At 60.9% G+C, this 12,195-nt stretch carries 9 protein-coding genes and 3 tRNA genes; 9 read left to right on the forward strand and 3 right to left on the reverse strand.

The window, feature by feature from the left end; genetic code table 11:
• Positions 1-91: 91 nt before the first annotated feature.
• A complete protein-coding gene (locus EZI54_RS13835) occupies positions 92-568 on the reverse strand; it encodes a DNA polymerase III subunit chi (RefSeq protein WP_131482475.1) in 477 nt (158 codons plus the stop codon).
• On the reverse strand, positions 558-2,036 hold the full coding sequence (locus tag EZI54_RS13840; RefSeq protein WP_131482476.1) for a leucyl aminopeptidase: 1,479 nt from the start codon (positions 2,034-2,036) through the stop codon (positions 558-560). Before EZI54_RS13840 ends, EZI54_RS13835 begins: the two co-directional genes overlap by 11 nt.
• A 235-nt stretch (positions 2,037-2,271) precedes the next feature.
• Between EZI54_RS13840 and lptF the strand changes: the two genes are divergently transcribed.
• Entirely contained in the window at positions 2,272-3,384 is a 1,113-nt protein-coding gene (gene lptF / locus EZI54_RS13845) for an LPS export ABC transporter permease LptF (protein ID WP_131482477.1), read from the forward strand.
• Positions 3,371-4,432 (forward strand): LPS export ABC transporter permease LptG, encoded by a 1,062-nt coding sequence (lptG, locus tag EZI54_RS13850; RefSeq protein ID WP_131482478.1) that lies wholly within the window; start codon positions 3,371-3,373, stop codon positions 4,430-4,432. Before lptF ends, lptG begins: the two co-directional genes overlap by 14 nt.
• On the opposite strand, the gene EZI54_RS13855 is transcribed toward lptG, so the two are convergent.
• Complete coding sequence (locus tag EZI54_RS13855) at positions 4,429-4,917, reverse strand: RDD family protein (RefSeq protein ID WP_131482479.1); 489 nt, start codon at positions 4,915-4,917, stop codon at positions 4,429-4,431. The genes lptG and EZI54_RS13855 overlap by 4 nt on opposite strands.
• A gap of 166 nt (positions 4,918-5,083) precedes the next feature.
• Here EZI54_RS13855 and EZI54_RS13860 point away from each other — a divergent pair, with 166 nt between their 5' ends.
• The 7 genes from EZI54_RS13860 to EZI54_RS13890 all read left to right on the forward strand — a co-directional run bounded on the left by EZI54_RS13860 (position 5,084) and on the right by EZI54_RS13890 (position 11,848).
• The gene (locus tag EZI54_RS13860; protein ID WP_131482480.1) at positions 5,084-6,307 is read left to right on the forward strand and encodes a DUF5610 domain-containing protein; all 1,224 of its coding nucleotides are present in this window, start codon (positions 5,084-5,086) and stop codon (positions 6,305-6,307) included.
• 196 nt (positions 6,308-6,503) lie between these two features.
• Entirely contained in the window at positions 6,504-9,131 is a 2,628-nt protein-coding gene (gene alaS / locus EZI54_RS13865) for an alanine--tRNA ligase (RefSeq protein ID WP_131482481.1), read from the forward strand.
• 100 nt (positions 9,132-9,231) lie between these two features.
• Positions 9,232-10,464 (forward strand): aspartate kinase, encoded by a 1,233-nt coding sequence (locus EZI54_RS13870; protein WP_131482482.1) that lies wholly within the window; start codon positions 9,232-9,234, stop codon positions 10,462-10,464.
• 239 nt (positions 10,465-10,703) lie between these two features.
• Complete coding sequence (csrA, locus tag EZI54_RS13875; protein WP_131482483.1) at positions 10,704-10,907, forward strand: carbon storage regulator CsrA; 204 nt, start codon at positions 10,704-10,706, stop codon at positions 10,905-10,907.
• A gap of 187 nt (positions 10,908-11,094) precedes the next feature.
• Positions 11,095-11,185 (forward strand) — tRNA-Ser (locus tag EZI54_RS13880).
• Between the two features lie 83 nt (positions 11,186-11,268).
• Positions 11,269-11,345, forward strand: a tRNA-Arg gene (locus EZI54_RS13885).
• Positions 11,346-11,771: 426 nt separating this feature from the next.
• Positions 11,772-11,848, forward strand: a tRNA-Arg gene (locus tag EZI54_RS13890).
• The last annotated feature ends 347 nt before the right edge of the window (positions 11,849-12,195 follow it).

The raw sequence follows: 12,195 nt of genomic DNA on the forward strand, positions 1-12,195 counted from the left end.
TTCGGGAATCCCTCAATTCAGTTGAGGCAGGTGATTATACATGGCGTGCCAGTTGCGGGCGAACCGCGTTGGCGGGGCCGGACATCGGCGATCAGGCCCGTTGCGCGCCCCGTCTGGCATCGTGGACGCGGGGTTCGATGCCCAGTTCGCGAAGCTGGCGGAAATGCGAGCGCGCGCGATTGAGGATCTGTGGGTCGCTGCTGGCAATCAGGGCCAGGCGGCGGAAGCGATCGGCATCGGCGGGCAGGGTGTCACCGAGCACGATAACCGTTTCCCAATCGTCCGGCGCCGGATGACCGGCCAGGAGCCCGACCCGTTCGGGACAGACGTCGTTGGCTCCGGTCAGTTGCCGGTGCGGCAGGAAGCTCTCCGGGCTGTATTGCCAGAGCAGGTTGTCCAGGGCCTGCATCTGTTCGCCGGGATTGCAGACCAGGCAGACGCGATCGCCCTGGCTCCAGGCCTTTTCCGTGAGGCGCGCCGCATGGAGCAGGCGCGCCGATTCGGTGTCCTGGGGCAGCAGGTAGAACCAGTGCCGGCCTTCCGGCCGGCTTTGGGTATCAGTTGACATGGGACAGCAGGTAATCCACCAGCAGCGGCACCGGACGGCCCGTGGCCCCTTTCTCCTTGCCGGAAAGCCAGGCCGTGCCGGCGATATCCAGGTGGGCCCAGCGGTAGTCCCTGGTGAAACGGGACAGGAAACACGCCGCCGTGATGGAACCGGCCGGGCGGCCGCCGATGTTCTGCATATCGGCGAAGTTGCTGTCGAGCTGGGCCTGGTACTCGTCCCAGATCGGCAACTGCCAGGCGCGATCGCAGGTTTTCTGGCCCGAGGTCAGCAGCCGGTCGGCGACTTCCTCGTTGTTGCTGAACAGGCCGGTGGCTTCCTTGCCCAGGGCGATAATGCAGGCGCCGGTGAGGGTGGCGATATCGACCACGGACTCCGGATCGTACTTGCCGGCGTAGGTCAGGGCGTCACAGAGCACCAGGCGGCCCTCGGCATCGGTGTTGAGGATCTCGATGGTCTGGCCGGACATGGAGGTAACGATATCGCCCGGGCGTGTGGCGTTGCCGCCCGGCATATTCTCGGCGGAAGCCACGATGCCCACGACATTGATCGCCGGCTTGATCTCGGCGATGGCACGCATGGCGCCAAACACGCTGGCGGCACCGCACATGTCGTATTTCATCTCATCCATGGCTTCGCCCGGTTTCAGGCTGATGCCGCCGGTGTCGAAGGTGATGCCTTTGCCCACCAGGACGTGGGGCTTGTCCTTCGCCTTGCCGCCGCGGTATTCCATGATGATCAGCTTGGCGGGCTGGGCGCTGCCTGCGGACACGGAGAGCAGGCTGTTCATGCCCAGCTTCTTCATCTGCTTCTCGTCCAGCACTTCGGTCTTGATGACGTCGTGTTCCTTGGCCAGGGCCTGGGCCTGTTCGGCCAGCCAGCTCGGATGGCAGACGTTGGGCGGAGTGTTGCCCAGATCGCGGGTAAAGCTCATGCCGTGGCCGACGGCTTCCCCGGTGGCCAGGGCTGCTTTCAATGTCTTGTCGTTGGCCGAGGCGGCAACGGTGATCCTGTCCAGCGCCGGCTTCGATGCGGCCTTGCTCTTGAATCCATTGAAGCTGTACTGCTGTTCCTCGGTGATGCGTGCGATCAATGAGACCTTCCACGCTTCGTCGCGGTCTTCCACCTCATTGTCAGCCAGTGCAATCAGGGCATGTTTGGCCGGGCTGTCCTTCAGGCGGCCAATGGCGGCGTTCAGCATCTTGCGGAAAGCGGCCGGCTGCTGGGGCGATTCGCTGCCGCTGCCAACAACGAGCAGGCGTTTCCAGGGCTGGTTGGCCAGGGGCAGCATCAGGGTGCTGCCCGCCTTGCCTGAGATATCACCGTTTTTCTGCAAATCCTTGAGTAGGCCATTCAGGGCTGCATCTGCCGCGGACGTGGACGCCGGCCAGTCGCCCTTTTCGGGGACGGATACGACCAGGCAGTCGGCTTTGATATCGGTCAGGGACTTGCTGTTCAGGGTGTATTTCATGGCAGCTCCGTTGATTGATTCCGTATCGGTGGTCCGGGCAGGGTGAAGTCCCGGAGCCGGGACAGCCGGCCGCAGCCGGTGTCTGCAGTGAGTGACCCAAGTGTACGTTAAGCCGAATGTTGTTGGCTATGATGGACTTATCCGGTCCCGGGTGCCTGTCATTCACCGGCAAGGTCCAATAGAATAGCGACGGTCTGTGGACGATCCACCATCCGTCTGTTTGGGAAGGGACATTTTGTACATCATCTTCCGCTATCTGACCCGCCAGGTCATTGTCAGCATGCTGGCGGTGTCCGGGGTTCTGCTGCTCGTGTTCATGAGTGGCCGCTTCATCAGGTATCTGGCCGATGCCGCCGCGGGCAAGATCGCTGGTGACGTGCTGTTTACCATCATGGCCTACCGCTTCCCGGGTTTCCTGGAACTGATCCTGCCGCTGGGGCTGTTTATCGGCATCCTGCTGGCCTATGGGCGGATGTACCTGGAAAGCGAGATGACCGTGCTGTTTGCCTGCGGCGTCAGCGACCGCCAGGTGCTGGCGCAGACGATGATCGCCAGCGTGGTGGTGATGCTGGTTGTCGGTTCGATGAGCCTGTACCTGTCGCCCTGGGGGATGCAGAAAGTCCAGGACATCATCAACCAGCAGAAGAAGGCGACGGAATTCGAGCTGCTTTCCCCCGGGCGGTTCCAGAGTCTGTCCTCGGGCGACCGCGTCACCTACGTCGAAGGCCTGAGCAAGGACAAGCAGAAGCTGTTGGGCGTGTTCATTGCCGAGTTCAAGAAGGACGGTTCCGGACTCTCGATGACCACGGCGGACGAGGGCTCGCAGTTTGTTGATCCCGATACCGGCAGCCGGTTCCTCGTACTGGAGGATGGCCAGCGTTACGAAGGGGCCCCGGGCGACCTGGACTACAAGGTCACGCATTTCGACGCTTACGGGCTGAAGATTACCGGGCCGGATTCCGTCAATGAACGGGACGACGAAGACGCCATACCGACCCTGAGATTGATGCAATCCGACGATCCCGAGCTACGCGCGCTGTTCCACTGGCGACTGTCCCTGCCACTGATCGTACCGATCGTGACGTTGCTGGCTGTGCGTCTGAGCCGCGTAAACCCACGCCAGGGGCGGTTCTTCCATTTGCTGCCGGCGATGCTGATTTACATTACTTACCTGGGGCTTCTGATCGTTGCGCGGGATGCGCTGGCCAGACAGCAGGTGCCGGAATGGCTGGGGCTGACCTGGGTGCATCTGCTGTTCCTGGCCGTCGGTCTCTGGTTGCAGTTCGGTACCGCGTGGTGGCGTAAACGGCGACTGGTCAAGGAAGGGCGGGCCCATGAAGAAGCTTGATCGATACATCATCCGGACCGTGGGCGGGGCTACGCTGCTGGTCATGCTGGTGGTGCTGTCACTGGACCTGATCTTCGCATTCATCCACGAGCTGGATAATATCGAGAAGAATTACCAGACCCCGCAGGTGCTTGCCTATATTTTCCTGACCCTGCCGCGGCGGATCTACGATTATCTGCCGCTGGGTGCCTTCATGGGCTGCCTGATCGGTCTGGGGAGTCTGGCCAGCACGTCGGAACTGGTCGTCATCCGGGCGGCCGGGGTGTCGATTCGCCGAATCGTCTGGTCGGCGATGAAACCCACGATCGTGGTGGTCGTCATCGGCCTTGTTCTCGGGGAATTCGTCGCTCCGCACTTCGAGAAAATCGCCCAGAGTCAGCGGGAGATCGCGCGGGGCGGCGAGAGTAACGTGGCCTCGTCGAACGGGCTCTGGCATCGCGAAGGAAATACCTTTATCCATGTCAACGTGGTGCAGCCCAGCGGCATTTTGCTGGGGGTGTCGCTGTTCCATTTTAACGACGACCGGGAACTGACCAGCGCCAGTTTCGCCCGCAAGGCCACGTACAAGCAGGATCACTGGACGCTTGAGCGTGTGATCACGACGGAACTGTCGAAGCAGGGGACCATCCGCAAGACGGCCGATCACATGCGCTGGGACTCGCAGCTGTCGCCCTCGGTACTGAGCGTGTTGATTGTCGATCCGGAGAACCTGTCGATCAGCGGCCTCTACACCTACGGCACCTACCTGGACCAGCAAGGGCTCAGCTCCACCACCTACTGGCTGGCCTTCTGGAAGAAGGTCCTGGGGCCGGTTGCCATTGCCGTGCTGGTGCTGGTGGCGATTTCCTTCGTGTTCGGGCCGCTGCGATCGGTGACGATGGGCTTTCGGGTCTTCACCGGGATTATCGTGGGATTGATCTTCAAGTACATGCAGGACTTGTTGGGGCCGATGAGCGTCGTGTTCGGCTTCAGCCCCGTGATCGCCATTGCCGCGCCCATCGTGCTGAGTGCCATTGTCGGTGCTGTCCTGATGCGGCGGGCAGGTTAGCGGGTGGTCCTGGGCACCCGGACCACCTGGCTCTCGGAAACGCGGTCGGTCCAGGACCGTCTTTCGCTATCCCAGAGTATCCACAGGTAGCCCAGTCCGCCGGTCAGCCAACTGACCCAGCCGATCAGGTAGCGCAGCAGGGCCTGGTACCAGCGGATGGGGGTCCCGTCCGGGTTCTCGATGCGTATCCGCCAGACCTGCATCCCCAGTGTCTGTCCCGTCTTCGTCCAGAAATAGCCAAAGAAAACAAACAGCGCGACGAACAGGATCGAGGTCAGCAGCGGGTCGGATGACAGCTTCCCGGATTCGGCCAGCGCCTTGTACGCCTCGAAGCCGATGATCCAGGCGGCCAGCATGGTGTAGATCCAGGTGGTGACGATCAACACCGCGATACAGATCAGGCCATCGTAAATCATCGCCAGCAGGCGCTTGATCAGCGTGGCTGGTGGTAGCAGCTCTTCGGCCGGGTGGAAAGGCTGGGGCATTGACCGCTCCGTTGCGCAAAGGGGTAGCCGGTTTATTCAGGCGGGGCCTGAAATCCGTCCTCAGTATATCGAAACATTCCTAAAGATTGTGGCTGGTCGGCCGTCATAACGGTCATCATGTAAGACGCACTGTCGGCGTCTTCTAATAATCTGAGAGGTCCGTGTCATGGTTTCCCCGGTTTCGATTCCCGGCTCCGATGCCCACCACCGCAATCAATCGGACCGCTCCTCCAGCGCCTCGTCGGTGCCCGGCAAGTCGGCGACCGGTGACGTCGTCGAAGGACGCAACCAGGGCCGGATCCGCACCGCCGATGATGCCATTGGCGTCCTGCGCGCCCGGCTTGAGCAGCGCCTGCAGCAGGGGCTTGGTCACGGGGATGGTCAGGTATCGAAAGCCGCAACGGACGCGTTTGAGCCGCCCAGTGCGGCCGATGTTGCCAGCCGTGTGCTCGGGTTCGTACAGCATCGCCTGGAGCAGGAGGCGCGCAGCGGGGCCGATAGCGAGCGGCTGGCCAGTCTGCTGGATCAGGCCCGCAAAGGCGTCAGCCAGGGGTTTTCCGAGGCCCGCGACCAGATCGAAGCCCTGGGTATGATGAACGCTGACCTCTCCGCCGATATCGATGACAGTTTCTCCCGTATCCAGGACGGGCTCGACAGCCTGCAACAGCGCTACCTGGGAGATGGAAGTGCGGGCGAATCCACATCCGTTTCCGGCTACAGCGTGGAAGCGGCGTCGCGCAATCAACTGTTGTTCCAGGTGCGTACCGCCGATGGCGATATCGTCACGGTGGCCATGGACGAAAGCCGCTACGCCGGCGCCAGCAGCCGAACCGAGCTGGGCAACGGCGGTGCATCCAGCGAGAGCACCAGCGCCAGTCTGTTCGCCGGGCGATACCGGTTTTCGGTGCAGGGCGAGCTGGATGACGGCGAGCGTCAGGCGCTCACCGCGCTGTTCGAGGATGTCCAGCAGGTGGCCGGGCAGTTCTTCGACGGGGATGTGCAGTCGGCTTTTTCGGCAGCCAGTCAGTTGGGGCTGGAGGGCGGGGAGCTGGCCAGCTTCAGCCTGAACCTGTCCTCTGTGCGCACGGTGCGGGCATCGGCGTACGAGGCGGTGTCGGGTAAACCCTCGGCCAACAGCCAGTTGCGGCCCCTGGCCGGATTGGCCCGGGATATCCAGTCGCTGGCTGGCCGGGCGGCCAGGCAGGGCCTGGAACCGGGCTCATTGGAAAGCTTGATGGACCGCATTATGTCCGACCTGCAGGAAAACAGCCCCGATCCACTTGAAACCGATACCACCGGCCTTATGACGGACTTCTGGAAAGCCATTATCGGTGTGCTCGAACCGTCTGGTGATCAAAAGGAGCAGAAGGCCCCGGAAGCCTCCGAATAACTCCGAATCCATCGAATTGCCGGAAATGCCGTCAGCGCCGCCTACCGGGCGGCGTTTCTCGTTTTTTACCCCCGGTGGCTGTGCTAGAGTAGCGCCCTTATCCATGGCGATTGTGCCGGATTGGGCAAGGTCCCCAATCCTGTGGCTCGACTCACTCTTTGAACTGAATTTCTGACGAGGCGATCAGGACACGGCTATGAAAACCGCAGTATTGCGCCAGACTTTTCTGGAATATTTCCGGCAGCGCGGGCACGAAATCGTACCCAGCAGCTCACTGGTTCCCCACGACGATCCGACCCTGCTGTTCACCAATGCCGGGATGAACCAGTTCAAGGACGTATTCCTCGGCCGTGAAAAACGTGACTATACCCGGGCGACGAGTTCCCAGCGCTGCGTCCGCGCCGGCGGCAAGCACAACGACCTGGAAAACGTGGGCTACACCGCGCGCCATCACACCTTTTTCGAGATGCTGGGCAATTTCAGTTTCGGCGACTACTTCAAGAAAGAAGCCATCGAATTTGCCTGGACCTTTCTGACCGGCGATGAATGGCTGGGCCTGCCGAAGGAAAAACTGCTGGTCACGGTCTACGCCTCGGACGACGAAGCCTACGACCTCTGGCACAACGGCATGGGCGTGCCGGCCGACCGGATTATCCGTATCGGCGACAATAAAGGGGAGCCGTACGCCTCGGACAACTTCTGGCAGATGGGCGACACCGGCCCCTGTGGCCCCTGTACCGAAATCTTCTATGACCACGGCCCCGAAATCGCCGGTGGCCCGCCCGGTTCACCGGACGAGGACGGTGATCGCTTCATTGAGATCTGGAACGTGGTCTTCATGCAGTTCAACCGCACCGCGGATGGTGAAATGCAGCCGCTACCCAAGCCGTCGGTGGATACCGGCATGGGGCTGGAGCGTATTTCGGCGGTGCTGCAGGGCGTGCACAGCAACTATGAGATCGACCTGTTCCAGGACCTCCTGAAGGCGGCGTCCGACCTCCTCGGTGGCGCCGACACGGAAGAGGCATCACTGCGGGTGGTGGCCGACCACATCCGTTCCTGTGCCTTCCTGATTGCCGACGGCGTGATGCCGTCCAACGAGGGCCGTGGTTTTGTGCTGCGCCGGATCATCCGTCGAGCTGCCCGGCACGGCAACAAGCTGGGCGCCCGTGAACCGTTCTTCTACAAGCTGACGGCGGCGCTGGTGGACCTCATGGGCGAGGCCTATCCCGAGCTGGTACGGACCCAGGCACAGATCGAGAAGGTCCTGCTGCAGGAAGAGGAGCAGTTCGCCCGTACGCTGGACAAGGGTCTGCGCCTGCTGGAGCAGGACATTGCCGAACTCAAGGGCAGCCAGATTCCCGGCGAAACCATTTTCACCCTCTATGATACCTATGGGTTTCCGGTTGACCTGACCAATGACATCGCCCGGGAGCGTGGCCTGACGCTGGATTACGACGGCTACAAGAAGGCGATGGAAGCCCAGCGCGAGCGCGCCCGCGCGGCATCCAAGTTTGGCGTCGACTACAACGTGACCGCCGGCCTCGGTGGCAGCACTGAATTTACCGGCTATGAAAAGATCGATGGCCACGAAACTATCCGCACCGTACTGGTCAACGGCGAGGAAGCGAATGCGCAGACCGGTGACGAAGCCGTTGTCGTTCTGGAGCGCACACCGTTTTACGCGGAGTCCGGCGGCCAGGTGGGCGACACCGGTCTGCTGACCTGGAGTGGCGGTCGCTTCCAGGTGACTGACACCCGAAAAGACGGTGCCAACCACCTGCACATTGGGACGGTCATTGAAGGCGAACTGTTCCCGGGACTGGAAGTGGACGCGCGCATCGACCATGCCCGCCGCCAGGCCATCGCCCTGAACCACTCTGCCACGCACCTGTTGCATGCAGCCCTGCGCAAGGTGCTGGGCGACCACGTGACCCAGAAGGGCTCGTTGGTCGAAGCTGAACGCCTGCGCTTTGACTTCTCTCACTTCGAGCCGGTCACGCCGGAGCAGTTGAAGGAAATCGAAGCTCTGGTCAACGATGAAATCCTCGCCAATGAACCGGTCGGTGTGGAAGTCACCGATATGGAAAGCGCGAAGGAGAAGGGCGCCACGGCCCTGTTCGGCGAAAAATACGGGGATGAAGTGCGGGTGTTGACCATGGGGCGCGACAACTATTCGGTCGAACTCTGCGGCGGCACGCATGTCTCCCGGACTGGCGATGTCGGCGCCTTCCGCATTACGTCGGAAAGCGGGATTTCCTCCGGTGTCCGGCGTATCGAGGCGGTCACCGGCAAAGGTGCGTTGGCCTGGATGGACGAGACCGAGTCGCGTCTGCGCCAGGTGGCCGGCCTGGTCCGGGGAACGCGCGACAGCGTGATCGAGAAAGTGGAAGCCGCGCTGGACCGGAATCGCCAACTGGAAAAGGAGCTGGAGCAGTTGAAAGCCAAGCTGGCCAGTTCGGCCGGTGCTGATCTGGCTGGCTCCGCGGTGGATGTGAATGGCCTTAAAGTGGTGGCGTCCGAACTGCCGGGTGCCGATCGCAAGGCGTTGATGGATACAGCGGATCAGCTCAAGAACAAGCTGGGCTCCGGCGTCGTGGTGCTGGCGGCCATCGAAGACGGCAAGGTCACCCTTGTGGCCGGTGTCACCAAGGATGCGACCGATCGCGTGCGCGCCGGTGACATCATGAAAAAGCTGGCCGCTGCCGTGGATGGTAAAGGCGGTGGTCGACCGGATATGGCGCAGGGGGGCGGGTCGGATCCGTCGAAACTGCCGGACGCACTCGCCCAGGTGACTGGATGGGTTGACGAAGCTACGCGCTGAAACGGTATCCAGCGCCCCGAACACCCATTATAATCGCCGCGCTGCGCCGGCGTGGCGAGCGTGGGATAGACCCGACTGACAGGCGGAAATAAGGAAGACGATGGCACTTCTGGTCCAGAAATTTGGCGGTACCTCCGTCGGCACGATTGAGCGTATCAACGCCGTGGCCGATCGGGTTGCACGAGGCCGCGCCGAAGGGCACGACCTGGTGGTGGTTGTTTCAGCGATGAGTGGTGAGACCAATCGCCTGATTGGCCTGGCCAACGAGATTATGGACGAGCCGACACCGCGCGAGATGGACGTGCTGGTGTCGACCGGTGAGCAGGTGACCATTGCGCTGCTGTCCATGGCGTTGCAGAAGCGGGGCGTTGACGCGCGTTCCTACACCGGTTCGCAGGTTCGCATCCTGACGGATAACGCCCACACCAAGGCGCGTATCCAGCAGATCGACGAGCAGAACATGCGCGGTGATCTGAATGCGGGTCGGGTGGTCGTCGTTGCCGGCTTCCAGGGCGTTGATGAATACGGCAATATCACGACGCTCGGCCGGGGCGGCTCCGACACGACGGCGGTCGCCCTGGCGGCAGCACTGAAAGCCGACGAGTGCCAGATCTATACTGATGTCGATGGTGTCTATACCACCGATCCGCGTGTCGTGGACGGCGCCCGTCGGCTGGATAAGATCACCTTCGAGGAAATGATCGAGATGGCCAGTCTGGGCTCCAAGGTGCTGCAGATCCGGGCCGTCGAATTTGCGGGTAAGTACAACGTGCCACTGCGGGTTCTCTCAAGCTTCGATGAAGGTGAGGGCACCCTGATTACGCTTGATGACGAGGCTGACATGGAACAACCGGTGGTATCCGGCATTGCTTTTAACCGGGACGAAGCAAAACTGACCATTTCCGGCGTACCTGATACACCGGGCAGTGCACTTCGTATATTGAAACCGATCAGTGATGCCAACATCGAAGTGGACATGATCGTCCAGAACGTGGGTGCGGATAACCGTACCGACTTCACCTTCACCGTGCATCGCAACGACTACAAGCGTGCCCGTACGGTTCTGGAGCAAGTGGCCTCCGAGCTGTCTGCCCGGGAGGTCAGCGGTGACGGCCGTATCGCCAAGGTCAGTATTGTCGGGGTGGGTATGCGTTCGCACGCCGGTGTCGCCACCCGCATGTTTGAGGCGCTGTCGAACGAGGGCATTAACATTGAGATGATTTCCACATCGGAAATCAAGATCTCAGTCGTAATCGATGAGAAGTATCTGGAACTGGCCGTTCGGGCACTGCACAGTGCTTTCGAATTGCAGGGACCGGTTAACGAGGCCTAGGCTGAATGGCAGGTTGCGTTTAGGACCTGCCGGCGCGTTTCGCAACGGATGACGGGAATCATGTCACTCCGTCCGGGCCTCGTGCAAAAAGGGAACGATTCAGCCTTTCGGGCATCTGAGGGATTATCCTTACGGATAATTGCGGGTTACGAAAGCGGCGTCGTCCCACTATAAAGATAGGTAGTTGATTAATTATTAATCGTCGGAACAGGTAGCTCTGGACATAAGGAGTAAAGGACATGTTGATTTTAACCCGTCGCGTAGGCGAAACCCTGATGGTCGGTGACGAAGTCACCGTCACGGTTCTGGGTGTAAAAGGGAACCAGGTGCGCATCGGTGTGAACGCCCCGAAAGAGGTGGCTGTACACCGCGAAGAAATTTATCAGCGGATCCAGAAGGAAAAGACGGACCCGGACAGCGAACACGAGCCGGGCAACATCTGAATCCAGGCAAACCCGCCGCTTCAAACCGGCGGGTTTTTTGTATCTGTTGGTTGATAACTGATCGATGGTAAGGGATTGATCGGTCTATAGAACCGGGATAAAGGAAAGCGCGAAAATCCGTCCCGAAAAAAGTTGTGTCAACCCTATGAAAACAGAAAAATTATGGTACTATACGCCGCGTTCTCAAGGAGAGGTGGGTGAGTGGCTGAAACCAGCTCCCTGCTAAGGAGCCATACGCATTGCGCGTATCGAGGGTTCGAATCCCTCCCTCTCCGCCATTTTCTCTCGGAGAGAATTTTGGGAACGGCCATCCTTAGCAAGATGGCAATGACCTTGATGAAAGGTTGGAAAAATCAGATGCGCGGCTGTAGCTCAGCTGGATAGAGTACCTGGCTACGAACCAGGCGGTCGGAGGTTCGAATCCTCCCAGCCGCGCCACTTATTCGATACTGATGTCTCGTGAACCCGAAGTTCCTGGTGTCGAGAGATCAGACGGGATTCGAACCGAAAGAGGTTCGACCGGAGCGCGCTGGTCGCGCGGAGGAACGTCGGAGCATTGCGACGACGGCCCGCAAGGGAAGAGCCGAAGGCTCGCATAATCCTCCCAGCCGCGCCACTTATTCGATACTGATGTCTCGTGAACCCGAAGTTCCTGGTGTCGAGAGATCAGACGGGATTCGAACCGAAAGAGGTTCGACCGGAGCGCGCTGGTCGCGCGGAGGAACGTCGGAGCGTCGCGACGGCGGCCCCGAAGGGTGAGGGCCTCCGGCCCGAATCATCCTCCCCTGGCAGTAACTGCCAAACTGGACAATTAGCTTGGCTTGAATCCAAGCGGTCGATAGTTCGACCAAACACAAGTTATACGCGGCTGTAGCTCAGCTGGATAGAGTACCTGGCTACGAACCAGGCGGTCGGAGGTTCGAATCCTCCCAGCCGCGCCATATCAAACAAAGAACCCCGCCTCGAGCGGGGTTTTTTGTTTGCATAGCGCTGAGTTCCGACGGGATTCGAACCGAAAGAGGTTCGACCGGAGCGCGCTCGCCGCGCGGAGGAACGTCGGAGCATCGCGACGACGGCCCGAAGGGTAGGGGCGCAGCCCCGCATCATCCTCCCAGCCGCGCCATATCAAACAAAGAACCCCGCCTCGAGCGGGGTTTTTTGTTTGGTGCGCCAGGCATGGCGCGTAGCGCCTTGACGGGCGCTGTTCTGGTACAGGTGGTGCTGGCCGGATGACTTGGGGGTGCAAGTCCCCTGTGGGCCCGGTAAGGGGAACTACTAGCCGAACGGC

The organism is Marinobacter halodurans, assembly GCF_004327985.1.
GTDB classification, from domain to species: domain Bacteria; phylum Pseudomonadota; class Gammaproteobacteria; order Pseudomonadales; family Oleiphilaceae; genus Marinobacter_A; species Marinobacter_A halodurans.